Source organism: Microbispora sp. CA-135349 (genome assembly GCF_050947365.1).
GTDB lineage: Bacteria > Actinomycetota > Actinomycetes > Streptosporangiales > Streptosporangiaceae > Microbispora.
The window spans coordinates 4,563,860-4,584,974 of sequence record NZ_CP192001.1 but is presented as its reverse complement, the minus strand read 5'-3'; the positions used below and the strand labels follow the sequence as shown (position 1 = coordinate 4,584,974).

The window sequence follows — 21,115 nt, the reverse complement described above, 5'->3', positions numbered from 1 at the left end:
CCGTGCGCCCATCAGCACTCCTCGGGGGTGGCCCGGGTGAGATGCGGACGGGGGAAGTGTTACCGCTCCCACCTCCAGTCGTCAAGGAAGAGGCCGGGCGGGCGTGAATCTTTCACGCCTCGCCCGGCCTCTTTCGTGTTTCGGCACACGGCTCGGAGCAGGGTGATGAACCGAATTTCGGGGTTCCGGCCGGCGGGCGGGTCCGCAATGTCGCTTGACACCGTCGGCGGCAGGTTCTAGACCCTCATGTTACCGATAACTCACATCGTCGCCGACTTCCACGATCTCCGGCGGGAGCGTCGCTTCCGCCCACCCCGGCCCCACCACCCCAACGAGGAGAAGAACGATGCACGACTTACCCGTTCGCCCGGCGGCCGGGCGGCGGCGTTCGCCGGGCGCCGTCGCCATGGGCCTGCTCGCGGCGCTCGTCACCCTGGCGGCCGTCGCGCTCACCTGGGCGGCACCGGCGTCCGCGGCACCCGCGCCGCTGGTGAGCGCCGCCTCCGGCCGCTGCCTCGACGTGAAGGGCAACGTCGACACGCTGGGCACGATCCTGGACATCTGGGACTGCAACGGCCAGGCCAACCAGGGCTTCGAGTTCACCTCGGCGGGTGAACTGCGCACCGTGAACGGCACCCGGTGCGTCGACGCGTACAACAACCAGACCTCGCCCGGCACCCAGGTGATCATCTGGTCCTGCAACGGCCAGAACAACCAGAAGTGGCGGCACAACGCCGACGGCTCCGTCACCGGAGTCCAGTCGGGGCTGTGCCTGGACGTCGACCACGGGAACACGACCAACGGCACCGCCGTCATCCTGTGGACGTGCAACGGCCAGAGCAACCAGAAGTGGAGCACCACGACCGGTGGCGGCAGCGCCCTCGTGGTCGACGCGGGCAGCGTCGTGCGCCCGGTCACCCGCGTCGGGTCGGGCACGCTGTACGGACTGTCCGACGCCAACACCCCGCCCGTGTCGATCATGCAGCCGCTGAAGCTCAAGCAACTTCGCCAGCCGCCGCCGCTGCACGAGCACCGGCCGAACGGCTCCCCGGTCCCGATCGGCGACACGTTGAACGTCTGGCGGAACGCCGCGGCCATCGGTGCCGTGATCACCGTCGACATGGCCGACAGCTTCGACGGCTTCCCCTACAACTGGACCAACTGGAACGACTGGTACAACCGGATCGACAAGATGATCGCGGCGGCCAAGTCGGCGGGCGTCAGCAACATCGACGCCTGGGAGCCGTGGAACGAGCCGGACTGGACCTGGCCGTCGGCGTCGGGCGTCTCCTTCAACGAGGGGTGGGTGCGCACCTACCAGCGGATCCGGCAGAGCGAGCCCAACAAGGCCATCATGGGGCCGAGCTACTCCTACCTGAACCTGAACGCGATGCGGGCCTTCCTGACCAACGCCAAGGCGACGAACACGCTGCCCGAGGTCGTGTCGTGGCACGAGCTGAGCGGATGGCAGCAGGTCAGCGCCAACGTCCGGGCCTACCGGGCGCTGGAGCGAGAGCTCGGCATCTCGCCGCGGCCCATCTCCATCAACGAGTACGCCACGACCGGTGAGATCGATGTGCCGAGCAGCGTCAACCACTACATCGCGCAGTTCGAGCGCGAGGGCGTGCGCGACGCCGAGCGGGCGTTCTGGTATGAGGCCGGCACGCTCAACGGCCTGCTGTACAACGGCCAGCCCACGGCGTCGTACTGGATGTACAAGTGGTACGCCGACCAGACCGGCAACGTCGTCAAGGTCACTCCGACCACGAACAACGACGGCGTGGCCGCCTACGACGGCAGGACGTTCAGCCTGGTCTTCGGCGGCCAGGCCGGCAACAACACCATCCGCGTCGACGGGATCGGCGGGCTGGGCGCCTCGGTCACGGCGACCCTCGAGTACGTCCCGGGCTCGGGACGCAAGACTAACGTGGCGGCGGCGACCCGGGTGTGGTCGAACCCCTACACCGTCACCAACGGCAGCGTCACGATCCCGATCGCCGGCCAGGACGCCAACGGCGCCTACCGGCTGGTCCTGACGCCGAGGTGAGACGCGCGGAGGCCGCCGGGCACCCCGGCGGCCTCCATGCACGCCTGTTCGCGGGCGCCTATTCCCGCACGCTTATTCCCGGACCAGGTGCACCAGGGCGCTGGCATAGTCGCCGGGAGCCAGGTCGGGGAACACGCCGTGGGTGAGCAGGACGGCGCCGTGGTGGACCTCACCCGTGGCCGCGTCGCGGTAACGCGCGTCCGGGTCGAGGCCGCGCAGCGGGATCCCCGGATCGGCGTGCCCGAACCGGCGGGCGCGGCGGTAGACGAGCACGGCGGTTTCACCGCCGTCGGGGGCGAGGTACTGCACGGCCGACAGCTCGCCGCCCGGCGGCAGCAGGCGATGCTGCCGGCCGTGCTGGACCAGCGGGCGGATCCGCTTGTAGGCGGTCACCAGCTCGGCCGCCCGGTCCAGATCGGCCCCGCTCCACTCGGTCAGGGCTCCGCCGATCGCGAGCACCCCGGCCATGGCCACGTGAAAGCGGAAGTCGAGCGGGATCTCCCGGCCGGTGTAGGGGTTGGGGCTGTCGGTGACCCACGCGCCCATCACCCGGGCCGGGTAGAGCTGGGTGAAGCCGTGCTGGATGTCCAGCCGGTCGAGGGCGTCGGTGTTGTCGGAGGTCCACACCTGGTCGGTACGCCGCAGGATCCCCAGGTCCACCCGGCCGCCGCCGCTGCTGCACGACTCGATCCGCACCCGCGGGTGGGCGGCGCGCAGCCGGTCGAGCACGTCGTACAGGGTGTGGACGTGGCCCAGCCACAGCCGCTCGTCCGGGCCGGCCTCGGTGAAAGGACGGTTCATGTCCCACTTGAGGAAGTCGATGGCGTTCTTGGCGAGCAACTCGTCCAGCGTCCGGTACAGCCAGTCCCCGACCTCCGGCCGGGATAGGTCGAGCACGAGCTGGTTGCGGTGCTCGGTGCGCGCCCGGTGCGGCCGGTGGATCACCCAGTCCGGATGGGCGCGGTAGAGGTCGCTGTCGGGGTTGACCATCTCCGGCTCCACCCACAGCCCGAACCGCATGCCCAGCTCGTGCACCCGGTCGATCAGCGGCCCGAGCCCGTCCGGGAAGCGGTGCGGGCTGGGATGCCAGTCGCCGAGCCCGGCGGCGTCGTGGGTGCGGGCGCCGAACCAGCCGTCGTCCACCACGTACAACTCCACGCCCATCCGGGCGGCCAGCTCCGCCAGCCGGATCTGCCCGTCGAGGGAGACGTCGAAGCCCGTGGCCTCCCAGGAGTTGTAGAGCACCGGCCGGATCTCGCCGGGGTGCGGCAGGACGTGCCGGAGCTGGTGGTCGTGCCAGGCGCGGCTGGCGGCGCCGAAGCCGCCCTCGGTGTACAGGCCCGCGCACACGGGGGTGACCAGCTCCTCGCCGGTGCCCAGCTCCCAGGTCACGGGGTCGTGCCCGAACCCCGCGGACAGCGTCACCCTCTCGGTGGGAAGACGCTGGGCGGTGAGCCGCCAGCTCCCGCTCCAGGCCAGCGCGCAGGAGTAGACCGCGCCGTGCTCCTCGCCCGCCGTGCCGTCGTCGACCATCGCCCAGGGGTTGGCCTGGTGGCTGGTCACGCCCCTGCGGCTGGTCAGGACGGTCTCGCCGTACGGCAGCTCGGTGCGGTGCAGCCGGGTCTCGGCGCCCCACTGACCGCGTACGGAGCTGAGCCGGTAGCCGTTCAGCCGGGGGAGGACCCAGGTGGCGGAGTCGGCCCGTACGACGGTGACGGGCTCGCCCTCGTTGCGCAGGACCAGGTGGCGCTCGATCACGTCGCCGCGCAGGCGGTAGTGGCACTCCACGGCCAGCGGATAGTGACGGTCGGCGTACGCCAGCACCAGCTCCCGATCGGTGCGGCGTTGCCCGGTGAAGACGAGCTCCAGGTCGCGGGTGCCGTCGGCGAAGCGCACCTGCAGGCCGGCGTGCCCGTAGCACAGGCCCCCGGTCGCGACCAGGTCGAAGGAGCCCTCCAGCGGGTCCTCCACCGGCCGGAAACCGGGCCGCGGCAGCCGTAGCAGGAGCGAGGCCGCCTGCTCGGGGGTGAGCCGGGGCCCCCAGTGCACGACGCGCGGCCGGTCGGCCTCGTCGAGATGCAGGACGTAGGAGGAGGACGGCCCGGACAGCACCCAAAGGCGGCGTTCGGAGTCGTGGTGGATCATCTCAGCCTTTCGACGGCGAAGGAGAAGACGGCACGCATGCCGGACCCCTCCGCCGCGGGGCGCGGCGGAGGGTTGTGGAGACGCGGGAGGTCAGGCGGGAGCGGGGCCGCTGCTCTCCCGCACGATGAGTTCGGGCTCGCTCCAGGCCGGGACGGCCGGGGCGTTCTGCGGGTCCAGCCTGCGGTGCAGCAGGCCGAAGCAGGCCCGGCCGAGGCCCTCGAAGTCGAGCCGGACCGTGGTGAGAGAGGGGTTGAGATAGGCGGAGGGCGGGGAGTCGTCGAAGCCGACCACACTGAGGTCGCCGGGGATGTCCCGCCCAGCCTCGCGGGCGGCCCGCATGACGCCCAGCGCCAGGTCGTCGTTGCCGCACAGGACCGCGGTGACCGAGCGGTCCGCGAGCAGGGAGCGCACGGCGAGGTAACCGGATCGGGGGCTCCAGCCACCGGTCAGCGGCTCGGGCACCGGACGGCCCGCCGCGCGCAGCGCCTCCTGCCAGCCCTGGGTGCGCTGCGGCAGCACGCTGGTGGAGGAGGGGATGGCCACGTAGTGGACGGTCCGATGCCCCAGGCCCAGCAGGTAGCGGGTCGCGTGCGCGGCCGCCGCCCGGTCGTCCAGCCAGGCCTGCCAGGGGTCGTCGGGCCCGTCGTCGGGCCGTCGCTCGACGGCGGCCGCGACCGGGACGTCCGCGGGCAGCGCCCGCAGCGCGCGCACGCCCGCGTCGTCGAAGGCGATCACCATGACCGCCTCCCCCGGCCGGTTCAGCCGCAGGGCGATGTCCGCCTGGGCGGAGTCCCGCTCCAGCACGCTGATGCCCACGGAGAACCCGGCCGTCCTGGCCGCCTCCTCCATGCCGCGCAGCGTGGCGGCGGCGCCGTACAGGGCGGTGTCGGAGGTGAGGACGGTGACCGAGCGGACCGGCCCTCCGGCCAGCGCCTGCGCCAGCCGGTTGGGCCGGTAGCCGAGCTCGGCGATGACCTCCAGGACCCTGGCCCGGGTCGCCTCGCTGACCCGGGCCTTGCCGTTGATGACGCGGCTGACGGTCTGCTGGGAGACACCGGCCACCCGGGCGACGTCCCAGATGCTCGCCGACCGCGTGCGGGGGCCGTCCTGGGCAGGCATGTGACCGGTAACTTCCACGAATCAGACCTTACTTGATGGCGGCGTTGGCCTCGGTGGTGATCTTCTGGGCGGCGTCCTGCGGCGACAGCTGGCCCAGCCAGACCTGGTTGAAGATGTCGAGCGCCTTCACGTTGTAGACGTCGGCCGCCTCGGTCAGCGGGTAGCCCATCGTGGTGCCCTCGGCCGCCTTCTTGAAGCCGGTGACGTCGACGCCCTTGGCCTTCCACGCGTCGGCGAAGACGTCGTTGAGTGAGGGGATGCCCGGCCAGACGGCGCCCGCCTGGGCGACGGCCTTCTGGTGGCGTTCGGACGTCAGCCACTTGAGCAGCTCCCACGCTTCCTTCGGATGCTTGGTGCCGGCGTAGACCGCCTCGGTCAGGCCGTTGTAGACGCTGCCCTTGCCGACCGGACCCGCGGGGAGGTCGGCGACGCCGAATCCGCCGCCCGGCAGCGCGGTGTCGAAGGCGCGCAGCATCCAGCTTCCGTCCATCGCCGTGGCCGCCTCGCCGCGGCCGACGACCTGGTCGAGGGACGGGCCGTTGGGCGGGTTGGTGACCGTGGCCGGCACCGCGACGTGATACTTCAGCCGCAGGTCCTGGACGAACTGGATGGCCTGCACGCAGGCCGGCTGGTCGATGGTCCACCGGCCCCACGGCTTGTCCTGGAGCGCGCAGCCGTTCTGCAGGGCGAAGTTCCACCAGTCCTGCTGGCCGGTGGGCGCCTGCATGGCCAGGCCGTACTGCTTGACCTTCTTGGGGTCGAAGCCGGCCTCACCGGCGTGCTTGCCGTTCTCGTCGACCGTCAGTTTCTGCAGCGTCTTGACGAAGGTGCCGCCGTCGGAGGGGTTCCAGGTGAGGCCGTCGAGGTCGGCGGGGGTGAGCCCGGCCTCCTTGAGGGCCTTGGTGCTGTAGAAGAGCCCGATGGTGTCCCAGTCCTTGGGCAGGCCGTAGACCTTGCCGTCGACCTTCCAGCCCTCGGCGAGCTTGGAGTCGTAGACCGAGGTGTCCACCTTGTCCCGCGCGATGAGCGGCGCCAGGTCGGTGAGCACGCCCTCCTTGCTGAACTTGGGGAAGTAGGAGACGTGGTCCCAGAACACGTCGGGACCCGAACGCCCGGCGAGCTGCGTCTGGAGCTTGCTCCAGTAGTCGTTCCAGTTGTTCAGCTCGATCTGCACCTTGATGTTCGGGTGGGCCTTCTCGAACTCCCGGATCGACTGCTCGATCGGCGGCTTCTGCACCTCGTCCCACATGGCGTACCGGAGGGTGACGGCGCCGCCGGTCGCGTCCGGGTCGTCTCCGCCGCCGCAGGCGGCGAGGGACAGCAGGGCCGCCGCCACGACAGCCGATAAGGCGATTTTTCCGGTCATATGTGTATGTCCTTCTCTCCTCGGGGGGTGGTTATTTCAGCCCGGTGAGGGCGATCGAACGGACGATGTGCCGCTGGAACAGCAGGAAGATCACGACGAGCGGCAGCAGCGCGAGGGCGGCGGCCGCCAGGATCAGGTGGTACTGGGAGGAGTACTGGCCCTTCAGCGCCGAGATGCCGAGCGTGACCACCCGGGTCGCGTCGCCGTTGGTGACGATCAGCGGCCACAGCAGCGTGTTCCAGGTCGTGATGAACGTGATGGTGGCGAGGGTGGCCAGGATCGGCCGGCTCAGCGGGAGCAGCACCCGGACGAGCACGGTCAGCGTGCCCGCGCCGTCGATGCGCGCGGCCGACTCCAGGTCCTTGGGGATCGTGCGGAAGTACTGCCGCACCAGGAAGATCCCGTACGGCGTGCCGAACGCGGTGGGCAGGATCAGCCCGAGATAGGTGTCGATCAGCCCGAACTCCCGCATGATCAGGAAGAGCGGGACCAGGGTGACGATCTGCGGCACCATCATCGTCGCGAGGTAGCCCCAGAACAGCGCGTCGCGGCCGGGGAACGACATCCTGCCGAAGGCGTAGGCGGCCATCGTGCTGAAGACGACCTGGCCGGCCGTGACGACCCCGGCGTAGACCAGCGAGTGCAGCAGGAAGCCGGCCATGTCGTACTGCGACCAGACCTGGGCGAAGTTCTCGAGCGTGACGGGGAAGGCGGGCTCCCAGGCGGGGGTGGTCAGCACCTGGGAGGGTTCCTTGAACGCCGAGTTCAGCGTCATCAGGTAGGGCGCGACCGAGACCACGGCGCCCGCGAAGAGCGCGAGATACAGAGCGATCCTCTTGATGGGGATCTTCTTCATCGGGTCCTCTTCATGCGGGGGTCCTCAGGAGAAGTCGTAGACGGTGCGCTTGCGGAAATAGAGGAACTGCGCCGCGGTGACCAGCAGGATCAGCGCGAACAGCACCATCGCCAGCGCCGAGGCGTAGCCGGACCGGAAGAGCTGGAAGCCCTGCTGGTATATGTGGAAGTTGAGCACGTCGGTCGCGCCGCCCGGGCCGCCCTGGGTCATCACGAAGACCGTGTCGAAGATCTGGAACGACCCGATCGTGTTCGTCACCAGCACGAAGAACAGCGACGGCCGCAGCAGCGGCAGGGTGATCATGAAGAACCGCTGCACCGGCGTGGTGCCGTCGATCGCCGCGGCCTCGTACAGGGTGTGCGGAATCGCCTGCAGCCCGGCCAGCAGGATCAGCATCGTGTAGCCCGTGTACTGCCAGACGTTCACCGAGGCGATCACCGGCATGGCCCACGCGGGGTCGGTGAGCCAGTTCGGGCCGTCGATCCCCACCAGGCCCAGCATCTGGTTGACCACGCCGTGTCTCGGGTCGAACACCCAGGACCAGATGATGCCGAGCGCCACCGGCATGGCCATCCAGGGCAGCACGAAGACCACCCGGAGCACCTTGCCGCCGCGCATCCGCCGGTTCAGCGCCAGCGCCAGCAGCAGCGCCAGCACGGTCTGCGCCGGGATGTTGAGCACCACGTAGTAGATCGTGTTGAGCACGGCCCGCCAGACCTCGGGGTCGGCGGCGAGCTCGCGGTAGTTGTCCAGCCCGACGAACGAGGGCGCGCCCATCAGGTTCCAGTCGAACAGGCTCAGCGCCGCCACGCCGAAGATGGGCGCTACCAGGAAGAGCAGGAAGCCGGCGAGGCTCGGCGCGAGCAGGGCGTAGGCCTCGGCGACGGCGCGGACGCGCGTGGCGAGCCGGCGCTCCTCCCGGCGGTGTCCCCGCACGGCGTGTACGGAGGTAATGTTATCGGTCACATTCGTTCTCCACGTGCCACTCGGGTATCCGGAGGGCTCAGGTGATGCAGAGAAGAGTTACCGATAACATCGCGGTCGTCAAGCGTTCGGGGAAAGGAATCGCCCGGGAGCGGCGGGGACGCCACTCCCGGGCGGGGGAAGGAAGGACGGGGACGTGGTTCAGTAGACGACGCGGTTCAGTAGACGTAGGGCCAGCCGGCGCCGTCCCAGCCGAGCTTGTTGATGCCGAGGCGCGAGGAGCCGTCGTCGGCGTACCAGTGGTAGAAGAGCACGTCGCCGTCGTTGTCGGCCAGGACGGCCTGGTGGCCGGGGCCGTGGATGCTCCCGTGCCCGGCCAGCACCTGCGTGCCGCCTCCCGAGGTCATCGCCGTCCCGTTCCTGTCGACGTACGGGCCGGTGACCGAGGCGGAGCGGCCCACCATGATGCGATACGTGCTGGACGCGCCCTTGCAGCACAGGTCGAACGACACGAACTGGTAGTAGTAGCCGCCGTGCCGATAGATGAACGGCGCCTCGGTCGCGCCGCCGTTGCGGCCCGAGATGCCGAGGATCGTGCCGTTGGCCCGCTTGCCGGTGGCCGGGTCCAGCTGGACCATCTTGATGCCGGACCAGAACGAGCCGAAGTCGAGCCACCAGCCACCCTGGTCGTCGATGACGAGGTTGGGGTCGATGGCGTTCCAGTTGTCGGAGGTGTTCGACTCGATGACCAGTCCCTGGTTGGTCCACGACCCCGACGCCCCGGTCGTGCTGGTGGCCAGGAAGATGCCCGAGTGGTTCGAGCCGAAGGTCGAGGCCGCGTAGTACATGTAGTACTTGCCGTTGACGTAGGTGATGTCCGGCGCCCACAGGGTGTTGCTCCCGTTGGTGTACCCGTACGCCCAGGACACGCCGCCGGGGAACGCCGCGCCCGCGTTGCGCCAGGTGGTCCGGTCGGCCGAGGTCTTGAGCTGGACGCCGTCGCCGGTGTAGGCGAGCAGGTAGGTGCCGTCCGGCTTCTTGGTCACCTCGGGGTCGTGGACGCTGGCGTCGCCGTTCACGACGCCGGGGTTCGGATAGGAGGGCGGCGGCGTGCTCGTCCCTCCACCGATCTTGACGAGCTGCCACTGCTGGTTGGCGCCGCCGAGGTCGGTGTACTGGGAGACGCGGCCGCCGTCCGCGGTGGACCATTCCCAGACTTCGAGGGCCTTGCCGCTGTTGCGGTTGATCAGCTTGACGTACCCGCTGTCGGTGTCGGCGACCCGGAACTGCTGGTTGGCGGCGTTCTTGTCGACGTACTGGATGACGTCGGCGCCGTCGGCGGTGGAGCGGCCGGAGATGTCGACGACCTTGCCGCTGTGGCGGGACCTGAGACGGTAGTAGCCGCCGCCGGAGTCGACGAACTGCCACTGCTGCCAGGCGCCGTCGTTGCGCGTCCACTGGTCCAGGGGCGCGTTGTCGCCGGTGGCCTTGTTGTAGACGTCCAGCGCCTTGCCGCTGTTGCGGTTGACCAGGACGTACGACGCGCTCGTGTCGATGGTCGCCGCGCCGGCCGGGCCGGCCGTCACGAGGGACGGGCAGATCGCGAGCAGCGCCAGGATCGCCAGGGCGAGGCCGCGGCGCGGCCACGCGGGAGAGCGTACGGAGGTGTCCATCGGAGGGTGCCTCTCGTCGGGGACGGACGGCTGTGCGGGGCAATGTGAGCGTTAACAGCATCGGTGTGGGAGCGCCTCCACACGGGCTGTCGTTCACCGGGGAATCGCCGCTCAGTGTCGGCGGCGCATCCCGGGTCGTCAAGGACCCGCCGACCGCCGCCGGCTCGCCCGGCCGTGGAGGGGGCGGGGGTGAACGCGCGCGAAGCCCCCGGTAGGCAGGCAGGCCTCCGTGCGTCTGCCCTGCTTCGGCGTGCCGGAGAGGCGTCGCGGCCCGTGCCCGCCTCCGCCGGGCGGCTCCGGTGAGGGAACGGTGAAATTTTCACCTCCGTCTCGGCCGCGACGGCGTGTTCGCGCTAACAGCCCGATGTTCCCCCTGCCCTCATACGCAACCCGCTGAGGGGGCCGCCATGTCTTCCACCCTGTGAGTCGGCCGGCTGACTGGGAGTCGACAAGCGGGCTCACAAGCCGCTAGGGTTCTCCTTAGTTAGTCAGCTAACTCACTTTGAGGGAAGCGAATCATGATCGTTGTGACGGGTGCCATCGGGAACGTCGGAGGCCGGTTGGTCGCGCTGCTCGCCGCCGCGGGTGAGCGGGTGACCGCCGTCTCCCGGCGGGACACCGAACCGCCGCAGGGCGTACGGCAGGTGCGGGCCGACCTCGGCGACCCGGCCGGGCTGAAGGAGGCCTTCGACGGAGCGGACGCGCTGTTCCTGCTGGTGGCCGGCGAGGCCCCGCAGGCGGTCGTCGAGGCCGCCCGGGCCGGCGGGATCCGGCGGGTCGTCCTGCTCTCCTCGCAGGGGGCGGGGACCAGGCCGGAGTTCTACCGCCACCCGGCCGCCTTCGAGGACGCGGTGCGCCGGTCCGGGCTGGAGTGGACGATCCTGCGGCCCGGCGGCTTCCACTCCAACGCCTACGCCTGGGCCGAGTCCATCCGCGGTGGCCGTACCGCCGCCGCCCCGTTCGGCGACATCGGCCTGCCGACCGTCGACCCGGCCGACATCGCCGAGGTCGCCGCGGCCGTCCTGCGCGAGGACGGGCACACCGGCCGCGTCTACGAACTGACCGGTCCCGCACCGACCACGCCGCGGGAACGCGCGGCGGCGATCGGCGCGGCGCTGGGCGAGCCGGTGCGCTTCGCCGAGCAGACCCGGGAGGAGGCCCGGGCGCAGATGCTGGGCTTCATGCCCGAGCGGGTGGCCGAAGGGACGCTCGCCATCCTGGGGGAGCCGCTGGCCGCCGAGCAGAGGGTCAGCCCGGACGTCGAGCGGGTCCTCGGCCGTGCTCCCCGGTCCTTCGCGGACTGGGCGGTCCGCAACGTCGCCGCCTTCCGATGAGCCCGATCGAGGCGTTCCCGGCCGGAGCGCCGGTGGCGGCCCCGGCCCGGCACTCCGGATGCCACTCCGGATGCCGCGGCGTCGCCCCGCCCAACCCGGCCGTCCGCGTCGTCGTTGAGATCACGGCCGGCCGAATCACGAAGCTCCACCTCGGAAAGGACCCGTCATGCCCGTTCAGCACGTTCTCGGCTCCACCATCCACTACCGCGACACCGGCTCAGGGGCGCCGATGGTGTTCCTCCACGGCAACCCCACCTCGTCCCACCTGTGGCGGCACGTCATCCCCGCGATCGGCGAGGGCCGCCTCCTGGCCCCCGACCTCATCGGCATGGGCGAATCCGGCAAGCCCGACATCGCCTACACCTTCGCGGATCACGCCCGCTATCTGGACGCCTGGTTCGACGCCCTCGGCCTGCACGACGTGGTCCTCGTCGGCCATGACTGGGGCGGCGCACTGGCCTTCGACTGGGCCGCCCGTCACCCGGACCGGGTGCGGGGGATCGCCTTCACCGAGACCATCGTCAAGCCGATGACCTGGGAGGAGTTCCCCGAAGGCGGCCGGGGGCTTTTCGCGGCGATCAAGACCGAGGGCGTCGGCGAGAAGATGATCCTGGACGACAACGCCTTCATCGACCAGGTGCTGCCGGGCACCGTCGCCACCCCCATGGACCAAAGCGACCTGGCCGTCTACCGCAAGCCGTACCCGACCAGGGAGAGCCGCCTGCCGCTGCTGCGGTGGGCGCGCTCGATGCCGCTCGGCGGTGAGCCCGCCGATGTGGTGGCCCGCGTGGAGGCGTACGGCGCGTGGTCGGCCGCCGGCCCGGAGGTGCCGAAGCTGCTGATCGCCTTCGCGTCCGGGCCCGGCGCGATGATGCACCAGGACATGATCGACTGGTGTGCGGCCACCATGGCCGGCCTCGAGATCCGGCGGTACGACGAGGTCGCGGGGCACCACACGCCCGAAGACCACCCGGAGCTGATCGCCGCGGCCGTCGCGGACTGGGTGAAGGCGCACGGGCTCCGCTGACGTCTCGGACGCCGCGCCGGCGGACGACAAGGCCGTCCCGGCCCGGCCCCGGGCCCCGCGCCCGCGCCGGGGAGCGGGAGCGAGATCGCCCGTGGACGCCGGGGCAGGTCGCAACTGTCGGTGCCCTCCAATACGGTCTTCTCGGCACGCGGAGCCCCGCCCGCCGGGAAACGGGCGGGACTCCGCGATCGGGTGCACGGGATCGGGGGGAACGGATGGCGGAACGCAGGGCGCTGGATCTCGGCTCGCCTGCCATCAGCGATCGGTTCAGGCTGTTCAACTTCACCAGGCGTGACGACCATGTGGCCTACCTCTGGGTCCTGCGCGCCATGGACCGGCTGCGCGAGGTGCACCAGGTCCAGGTGGACGCCGGAGAGGTGCAGGCGGCGTTGAACGAGCTCGCCCGGCTCCACGACGAGGTCCCGACGTTCGACGGCAACCTGCGCGACCGGCTCGACGCCCTGTACGAGGACGGGGTGGTGCACCGGTTCGACGACGCCTCGCGGGCCGGCAACCTCGTCCGCTACCGCAACAGGCAGTCGGTGTACCAGTTCAGCGAGCTGGGCTACTGGGCGTACACCTCGGTCGAGGGACTGCTCGCGGCCCGCATCCAGGACGCCAACCTGTCACGACTGGTCTTCTCCGACATCCTGGAAGACCTCAAGGCGCTCGCGGCGGCCAACCGCGCGGGGGAGGGCGAGCAGGTCTACCGCAGGCTGTCCCGGCTGGACTCGGTGATGGAGGACATGGGTCGCCGCTCCGCGCGCTTCCACGTGACGCTCGGCGAGATCATCCGGTCCACCGACGCCTCTCCCGAGACGTTCCTTCGGCACAAGAACGCCCTGCTGACGCACATGTCCGAGTTCATGGCCGAGCTCGACCGCCATCTGCCCCGCCTGGCCACGGCCGTGCGGGACGTCGAGGCGAGCGGCCTGGCCTCCCTGCTCGACCGCGCGGCGGCCGCGGACGAGCGGCCCTTTATGGATCGGCACGAGCGGCTGGAGGACTGGCGCCGCCGCTGGTCCGCCCTGCGGGCCTGGTTCGCCCCCCAGGGCCCCGGAGAGTCCCGCGCGGAGGAGTCCCGCGCGGGGGAGTTGCGCAACGCCACACGCATCGCGGTGTCGGGAGTGATCGCGCTGCTGCGGCAGATCTCGGAGGCCCAGCGCGGCGGCGTCAACAGGGCCACCCAGCTGCGGCATCTGGCCGAGTGGGTCTGGAACGCGCCGGACGAGGGCGCCGCCCACGCGCTGATGGGCGCGGCGTTCAACCTGCGGAGCGCGCGGCATCTGGGCGCCGCCCACGAGGACACCGAACAGATCTCGTCCCGGGCGACCTGGTGGGACGCGCCGGGGGTGGAGGTCTCGGTCACGCTCTTCCGCAGCGGGAAGGCGCCCACCACGGGCCTGCCCACGCCGGTGCGCGGCAATCCCGGCGCGCGGGCGGCGCTGCGCCGTGAGCAGGCCGCGGAACGCGCCGCCGAGCGGGTGGCCGCCGGCCACCTGGCGGAGCTGGGCGCGCACGGGCGGGTGCTCGACGATTCCGAGACCCAGATCCTGCTGAAGCTGCTGACGCGGGCACTGGAGGGACGCACGGTCGTCGCCGGCCGGCTGAAGAGGGGTTCCGGCGCGGACGACGCCGTGATGATCCGGCTCGTGCCGTCCGGCACCGGCAGTGCCGTGCGCACCGCGCGGGGGCTGCTGCATCTGCCCGGATTCCGGGTCGAGGTCGCCGGGCGGACACCGGTGACCGGTCCGGGGGCGGGCACGGGGGCGGGTTCGACGACGGGTTCGACGGCGGGTTCGACTGCGGGGGGTGCCCGGTGACGACCGCCCGTGCCCGCGCCGCCGCCCGTGTCGCCGCCGGAGTCTCCGTCACCGACCTCGGCTCGTATCAGCAGGCGGTCCGCCGGGTCCTGACGTGCGATCTGATCACCAAGGAGCGGCCGCGGCCCGGCGTGCTCGACCAGGTGCTGCGCTGGGCCGACGAGATGACGCGCGACTTCCGCGAGCTGCTCGGCTACACGCTGATCGCCACCACCCACCACGTGCGGCTGGTCCGCCACCTCGACGTCCTGGACGACACGCAGCTTTCGATCTTCTCCCGCAAGGGCAAGCCGTTCGACCGGCGCCGGCTGGCCTACCTGTGCCTGGTCCTCGGGTCGTTCCAGCGCTCCCGCATCGAGATCAGCCTGGCGGACCTCGTGCGCATCTTCACGCCGCTGGCCAACTCCATCGACGGCCTCGGCTTCGATCCCGCGCTCGGCTCGCACAAGGCCGCCGTCGTCGACGTGCTGGGCTGGCTGGTGGACCGCGGGGCGCTGCGGCTGTCGGACGGCAGCCTGGAGTGGTGGGCGCGCGACACCGAACGCGGCGACGCGTTGTACGACATCGACCACGACATCTGCGCGGTGCTGTTCAAGCCCGCCCGGCCCGTCCAGCACCTCACCAGCGCGGCCGGCCTGGTGCACGAGCCGCCGCACTCGAACCCGGCCCGCCGGGCGCGGCGGCTGCTCGTCGAGTTCCCCGTGGTGTACTACGCGGACGTCGAGCCCGAGGTGGCCGACGCGTTGCGCGCCCCGGGCCTCGCCGAGGACCTCGTCCGGTTCACCGGCCTGGTCCTGGAACGGCGCGCGGAGGGCGTCATGCTCGCCGACCCGGGCGGCGTCTTCACCGACCGGCCGTTCCCGGGCCGGGGCAACGCGGTGAGCCGGGCGGCCGGCCTCCTGCTGGCGAAGGTCGCCGACCTGCTCGAGGATCCCGGGCACGTGCCGCGGTCGCTGCCCGTGCCGGCGCTCGCCGACGACCAGGCCGGTCTCGTCGCACGGATGGACACGGGGCTGCCCCGCGACGGAATCGTCTCCGAGCTCGCCTGGTCCGCGTCCGAGGCCGAGCAGCCGTCTCCCGGCGACCGGCCGCCGCCCGCCGAGGCGCCGTTCGTGCAGCGCGGCCACCTCGAGGCGATGACGACCGAGCTGTACGACGAGTTCGGGGCGGCCTCGTTCACCACCACCTGGCAGCAGGACCCCCGGGGGCTGCTCGACGCGGTCATCGGCTTCCTCGCGGACCTGATGCTGCTCAGGCCGGTGCCCGGCGGGGTGCTCGTCCTGCCCGCCGCGCTGCGGTACCGCAACATCCGGGCCGCCCTGCCCACCCGGAGCTCGGGCGGCCAGCTGTCGCTGGTGCCGCTGCCGGATCCGTCCACGCGCAAGGACCCGCAGGCGCAGGAGGAGAAGTGATGACGCCGCCACCCGACCGGTTCCAGCCCAGCAGAGCCGGTGTGATCAACGTCTGGGACTACGTGGACGAGGAGTTCGCCTTCGCCGACGGGCGCCTGGTGCTGCGCGGGCACAACGGCTCGGGCAAGACCAAGGCGCTGGAGGTGCTCTTCCCGTTCATCCTCGACGGCGTGGCGGACGCCCGGCGGCTCGACCCGTTCAGCGGTGAGAACCGGACGATGAAGTCCAACCTGCTCTACCGGGGGCAGGAGGCCGAGTACGGCTACGTGTGGATGGAGTTCGCCCGGCGGGAGATCGGGGCGGAGCCCGCCGAGACCGACGAGACCGTCACCCTGATCATCGGCATCCGGGCGCACCGGCACCGGGACGGGGTGCGGACCTCGTTCTTCGTCACCGACAAGCGTCTCGGCGTCGACTTCGGGCTGCTGGCGCCCGACTCCCGGCCGCTCACCGAGCGGCAGCTGAAGGCCGTCCTCGGGGCGGACGCGCACAGCGAGACCGCCACGCAGTACCGCGACGCGGTGGACGCCCGGCTGTTCGGGCTGGGCAGGGAGCGCTACACGCAGCTCCTCGACCTGCTGCTCGCGCTGCGCCGCCCGCTGCTGGCAAAGGATCTCGACCCCGACAAGGTCTCGGCCACGCTCACCTCGGGTCTGAGCCCTCTCGACGAGGAGCTCGTCGACCAGGCGGCCCGCGACTTCGAGAACCTGGCGGCGGTCCAGAAGCAGTTCGACGACTTCGCCGCCGCGGACGCGGCCGTGCGGGCGTTCCTGACCGACTATGTCGCGTACCTGCGGACGCACGCGAAGGCCCGGCTCGCCCGGGTCCAGACCGAAATGGACGGCGCGGTGGAGCACGCGCGCACGCTCGCGCGGGCCGAGGACGCGCGGAGGAGGGCCGCGGCCGCGCGTGAGGTCGCCTCGGCGGCGGCCACCGCGGCCGGGGCCGAGCGGGAGGGGCTGGAACGCCGTCTCGCCGCCTTGCGCGCGGACGACGCCTACCGCGCACGGAGCGAGCTGGACCTGCGCCGCCGTCAGATCGTCAAGACGGGCGAGGAGATCGAACGGGAGCGCGCCCGGCTGGCGGACGGCGCCGAGCACCTGGCCGCCCTGGAAAGCGAGGCGGGCGAGCTCGCGGAGCGGCTGGAGGGGGCACGGGCGGCGATCGTCCGCCACGCCACGGACCTCGTCGACGCCGCGGAGCGGGCCGGTGTCTCCCACGACGGGGACGGCCCGGCCGACACGGGGGAGGACCTGCTCACGACGGCGAGGGCACGTGCCGCCGCCCGCCGGGACGACGTCGCGAAGGTCCGCGACGAGATCGCCAGGTTGTCGGGGGCGGAGAGGGACCGCCTACGGGCGGAGTCCGACCGGGACAAGGCGGAGGAGGACGTCGAGAACCGGGAACGCCGGTGCGAGGCGGCCGACGCCGCGCTGGCGGCGGCGCGCGGCCTCGCACGGGAGGCGCTCGACGCCTGGGCCGGCCGCTGGGCCCGCTCGCCACGGCCCCCCGGAGAGACGGACCCGGCAACCGAGCGCCAGGCGACCGAGCGACGGGAAGACGAGCGCTCGGAGGGCGCGAGCCCGGAGCGCCGGTACCCGGAGCGCCGGTACCCGGAGCGCGAACACCCTGAGCATGAGCACCCTGAGCATGACAACCCTGAGCACGCGTACCCGCAGGACGACGAGGCGGTGGCCGGGCCCGCCGACGTGGAGGCGCTGGCGGAGGCCCTCGCCCACGCCGGTGACGCCGGGGCGCCGTCCCTGGCCGAGGTCTACAGCGTGCGGACCGAGGAACGGCGCACGGAGGCGGCCAGGTCCGCCGAACGCCTGTCCGCGCGCGTCCGCGACCTCGCCGCCGACCTCGTCCGCCTGCGCCGCGAGCGGAAGGAGATCGCGGCGGAACGCGACGAGGCGCCGCCGTACGACGACCGCAGGACGGCCGGCCGGGACGGACGCCCGGGGGCGCCCCTGTGGCGGCTCGTCCGGTTCGCCGACACCCTCGGCGAGCAGGAGGCGGCCGGTCTCGAAGGGGCCCTGTACGGCGCGGGGCTGCTGACCGCCTGGGTGCATCCGGACGCGCGGCAGACCCTCGACGCCGTCGCGGCCGTGGAGTCCGACGGCTACCTGGTTCCGCTGCCGGAGGAGAGCCGCCCGTCCGGCCGTACGCTCGCCGACGTTCTCGTGCCGGAGGAGCAGGACCTGGTGCCGCCGGCGGTCGTCGTGGACGTGCTGCGGTCGGTCGCGGTCTCCGACGCGATCACGTCCGGCGGGACGGCGCCGACGGTGACCAGGCGGGCGCAGTTCGGCTCCGGGCTCCTCCTCGGCGCCCGGCCCAAGCCGTCGCCCGAATACATCGGCGCCACCAACCGGGCCAACCGCCGCGCGGCCAGGCTCGCCGAGTACGACGAGACGATCGGCGAGACGAGCCGGGCGCACGAGGACGCCGAACGAGACCTGGCGCGCGCGAACCGCCGCCTCGAGGACTTCGCACGGGCCAGGAAGGAGCTTCCGCCCGCCACGGCGGTCGTCGAAGCCGTCACCCGCGTGTCGCAGGAGTCCGCGCTGCTGGCTCAGGCGCGGTCGGCTCTCGCGGACCGGCGCCGCGACCTCGACGCGGCGGTGGCCCAGGTCGACGCGGCGCGCCGGCGGCTGCGGCAGGTCGCGGCGGAACGGAGCATGCCCGTCGCCGGTCAGGAGGTCGACGCGGTCGCGCGGGCCGTCGACGACTTCCTGGCGACGGCGCAGCGGCTGCACGACGGCCGCGAGCGGGCCGCGTCCGACGAGCGCGGCCTGGCGGGACGCCAGGCCGCGCTCGTCCGGCAGCGCGAGCGGTACGACGCGGACTCCCGCGCTCTGGAGCTCAAGGAACGGGAGCACCGGGCCGACGCCGAGGAGCTCAGGGCGGGCGAGGAGGCCCTCGACGCGCCGTTGCGCGAGGTGCTCGCCCAGATCGCCGAGACCGAGCGCCGCCTCGCCGAGGTTCGCGAGCGGTGCGAGGAGCACGCCGCCACGGCCGCGCGGGAGCACGAGGCGCTGATCGTCGCCCAGAACGACCTCAGGCACGGTCAGGCGTCCCTCGGCCGGGCGTTCGCGCATCTCTTCGAACACGTCGCGTCGTTCGGGCCGTACGCGCATCCGGAACTGCGTCCGCTGCTCGGCGTCACCGCCACGGCGCCGTGGCCCGCACAGGTGGGCTGGCCCGAGCCGGCGGAGGCGGCCGCGTCGGTGGCGGCGGAGCTGTCCGCCCACCCCGGCGAGGGAGAAGGGGGCGGACCGCCGCGGGACGCCGCGGACCTGGTCGGCCGGGTGCTGCCGGGAGACGTGGCCGCGCTGCTGGACGCCTTCGCCGCGGAGATGGCCGGCATCCGCGTTCCCGGGGAGAGCGCGCTCAAGAGCGCCGCGAGCCGGCTGTCGGCCTCGCTGCGGACCTTCCAGGACGCGCTCGACGGCTGCGCGGAGGACTACCGCCTGGAGCACGACCCCACGGGCGTCGTGATGGTCTACGTCAACGACGAGGGCGGCCGCAATCCGGTCGCCGCGTTCGCCCGGCGCGTCGCCGACCGCGTCGCGGAGCAGGGCCTGCTGCTGGAGGAGCGGGAGCGGACGGTGCTGGAGGACGAGTTGCTCACCGCCCTCGCCCAGCAGGTGCACGACCGGGTGCGCACCGCACGCGACCTGGTGCGCGGCATGAACGACGACACCCGGTCGCGGCCCATGTCGTCCGGCACGAGGATCGGCATCCGGTGGGGCCGCTCCGACAGGCTGAACGACCGGCAGGTCGCGGTGTCGCGGCTCCTCGACCGGGACGCGCAGGGGCTCGGCGCGGCCGGGCTGACCGAGCTGCGCGGCCGGCTGCGGGAGATGATCCGCGACTACCGCGCCGCCCACCCGCGCGCCACGTACAGGCAGGCCCTGGCCGAGGTGCTCGACTACCGCACGTGGTACGGCTTCGAGCTGGTGCTCGCCGTGCCGGGGGAGAAGGAAGTGAAGCTCACCCGGGCCAAGCACGAGGAGATGTCCGGCGGGGAGAAGTCGGCGGCCATCCACCTCCCGCTGTTCGCCGCGGCGAACGCCCTCTACTCGTCCGCCAAGCCCACGTGCCCGCGCGTGATCGCGCTGGACGAGGCCTTCGCCGGCATCGACGACCGGTACAAGCCCGAGCTGCTGGGCCTGACCGTGAAGTTCGGCCTCGACTTGTTCATGACCGGCCACGACCTGTGGATCCACTTCGACACCGTGCCGATGGCCGCGCATTACGACATGCACCACGACAAGAGCGCGCACGCGGTCTCGGCGATGCTGATGCTCTGGGACGGTGACCAGACCGTCGACGCCGACGCCGGTTTCTCCGGCAACGAGGAGCTGGCCGAGACGCTGCTCGGCTTCCGGCCGAGCCGCCGCGCCCCCGCCCTCACCGAGGGCACCCTCCTCGCCGCCGACGGCGACGAGGCATCCGACGTCGCGGAGGCCGAGATGTGACAACGGTCCTCGCGGCGGTGCAGCGCTACCGTTCGAGCGTGAGCAGAGGCGCGGGATCCGCAGGCGCCGGCGCGCCGGGATCTGCGGCGACAGCCTGCTCCAGGCGGCGGAAACCGGTCTCCAGTTCGTCGGGAGTGAAGCGGGCGAAGACCGAATGGGTGCGCAGGCGCAGCCGTTCGAGCATGTCACCGCGGGTGCCGCAGGACGGCTCCGTGACCGTGCCGAAGTCGGCGACGCGCCAGCCGGCCGACGTGAATGTCTCGATGACCTCGTGCAGCGGCTGAAACATGGAGGCGTCCACCTCGAAGCCGCGAGGGAAGTACTCCAGCCACCAGATCCGCGGCATGTGATCGCTGAACCCGGAGCGCAGCAGCAGCCGCCCGGCGGGCCTGAGCACCCTGGCCAGCTCCCGGGCCGCCCGCGGCTTGTCCTGGACGTGGTGCCAGGCTTGCAGCATGACAGCGTAGTCGGCGCTGCCGGACGGCACCGGAATGTCCTCGGCGGAGCCTGCCAGGTATCGCACGCCGGGATGCCGGGACCGCGCCTGCGCGATCTCGCGCATGCGGGCCGACGGCTCGACGCCGGTCACCGGCCCGAACGCTCGCGCCAGCGCGGGGGTGAACCTGCCGGTGCCCGAGCCGACGTCCAGCCCGGCGAGTGGACGCCGCTCGGGCAGGAGAGCGCCGAACGCGGTCATCCATGCCTGCAGTTGCCGCTCGGTGAGCGCGCGACCGCGCGCGTAGTCCTGGTATTGCTCCGTGTCGTAGTCGATCCGCCTCATCGCGGCCCCTTTCGCCTACGGTCCCGCTGGGTGGTGCAGCCCCGTGGGCGGCCCGCCGGAACCCCCACGACCTGGACCGCGATGTGCCGTGCCGATGTATCGACCCGATACATCGGCACGATAGGTA

Annotated in this window: 13 protein-coding genes; 6 read left to right on the top strand and 7 right to left on the bottom strand. The window is 72.0% G+C overall.

From position 1 onward, the window contains the following. The first annotated feature begins 346 nt into the window (after positions 1-346). Positions 347-2,047 carry a lectin gene (locus ACQPZZ_RS21370; RefSeq protein WP_432920920.1) on the top strand — a complete coding sequence of 567 codons (1,701 nt, stop codon included), beginning with the start codon at positions 347-349 and terminating at the stop codon, positions 2,045-2,047. A gap of 72 nt (positions 2,048-2,119) precedes the next feature. On the opposite strand, the gene ACQPZZ_RS21365 is transcribed toward ACQPZZ_RS21370, so the two are convergent. The 6 genes from ACQPZZ_RS21365 to ACQPZZ_RS21340 all read right to left on the bottom strand — a co-directional run bounded on the left by ACQPZZ_RS21365 (position 2,120) and on the right by ACQPZZ_RS21340 (position 10,130). Further along, entirely contained in the window at positions 2,120-4,192 is a 2,073-nt protein-coding gene (locus tag ACQPZZ_RS21365; protein ID WP_432920917.1) for an alpha-galactosidase, read from the bottom strand. A gap of 90 nt (positions 4,193-4,282) precedes the next feature. Beyond that, positions 4,283-5,329, bottom strand: a complete 1,047-nt coding sequence (locus tag ACQPZZ_RS21360) for a LacI family DNA-binding transcriptional regulator (protein WP_363647694.1) — start codon at positions 5,327-5,329, stop codon at positions 4,283-4,285. 10 nt (positions 5,330-5,339) lie between these two features. Continuing rightward, positions 5,340-6,677 (bottom strand): ABC transporter substrate-binding protein, encoded by a 1,338-nt coding sequence (locus ACQPZZ_RS21355; protein WP_363647692.1) that lies wholly within the window; start codon positions 6,675-6,677, stop codon positions 5,340-5,342. Between the two features lie 31 nt (positions 6,678-6,708). Then, the gene (locus ACQPZZ_RS21350; RefSeq protein WP_363647690.1) at positions 6,709-7,533 is read right to left on the bottom strand and encodes a carbohydrate ABC transporter permease; all 825 of its coding nucleotides are present in this window, start codon (positions 7,531-7,533) and stop codon (positions 6,709-6,711) included. A 24-nt stretch (positions 7,534-7,557) separates the two neighbouring features. Beyond that, positions 7,558-8,499, bottom strand: coding sequence for a carbohydrate ABC transporter permease (locus tag ACQPZZ_RS21345; protein ID WP_432920912.1), 942 nt, complete (start codon positions 8,497-8,499; stop codon positions 7,558-7,560). Between the two features lie 176 nt (positions 8,500-8,675). Beyond that, positions 8,676-10,130, bottom strand: coding sequence for a family 43 glycosylhydrolase (locus ACQPZZ_RS21340; protein ID WP_432920909.1), 1,455 nt, complete (start codon positions 10,128-10,130; stop codon positions 8,676-8,678). Between the two features lie 518 nt (positions 10,131-10,648). Here ACQPZZ_RS21340 and ACQPZZ_RS21335 point away from each other — a divergent pair. The 5 genes from ACQPZZ_RS21335 to ACQPZZ_RS21315 all read left to right on the top strand — a co-directional run bounded on the left by ACQPZZ_RS21335 (position 10,649) and on the right by ACQPZZ_RS21315 (position 20,207). Beyond that, positions 10,649-11,464, top strand: a complete 816-nt coding sequence (locus ACQPZZ_RS21335) for an NAD(P)H-binding protein (RefSeq protein ID WP_432920906.1) — start codon at positions 10,649-10,651, stop codon at positions 11,462-11,464. A 166-nt stretch (positions 11,465-11,630) separates the two neighbouring features. Then, positions 11,631-12,491: a haloalkane dehalogenase gene (locus ACQPZZ_RS21330; protein ID WP_432920903.1), complete on the top strand. Its 861-nt coding sequence runs from the start codon at positions 11,631-11,633 to the stop codon at positions 12,489-12,491. A gap of 215 nt (positions 12,492-12,706) precedes the next feature. After that, complete coding sequence (locus ACQPZZ_RS21325; protein WP_432920900.1) at positions 12,707-14,314, top strand: TIGR02677 family protein; 1,608 nt, start codon at positions 12,707-12,709, stop codon at positions 14,312-14,314. Next, positions 14,311-15,726, top strand: coding sequence for a DUF2398 family protein (locus tag ACQPZZ_RS21320; RefSeq protein ID WP_432920897.1), 1,416 nt, complete (start codon positions 14,311-14,313; stop codon positions 15,724-15,726). Before ACQPZZ_RS21325 ends, ACQPZZ_RS21320 begins: the two co-directional genes overlap by 4 nt. Continuing rightward, a complete protein-coding gene (locus ACQPZZ_RS21315; RefSeq protein ID WP_432920895.1) occupies positions 15,726-20,207 on the top strand; it encodes an SbcC/MukB-like Walker B domain-containing protein in 4,482 nt (1,493 codons plus the stop codon). The genes ACQPZZ_RS21320 and ACQPZZ_RS21315 overlap by 1 nt, the downstream gene beginning before the upstream one ends. 25 nt (positions 20,208-20,232) lie before the next feature. Here ACQPZZ_RS21315 and ACQPZZ_RS21310 read toward each other — a convergent pair whose 3' ends face one another. Further along, positions 20,233-20,988, bottom strand: coding sequence for a class I SAM-dependent methyltransferase (locus ACQPZZ_RS21310; RefSeq protein WP_432920893.1), 756 nt, complete (start codon positions 20,986-20,988; stop codon positions 20,233-20,235). Positions 20,989-21,115: the final 127 nt, after the last annotated feature.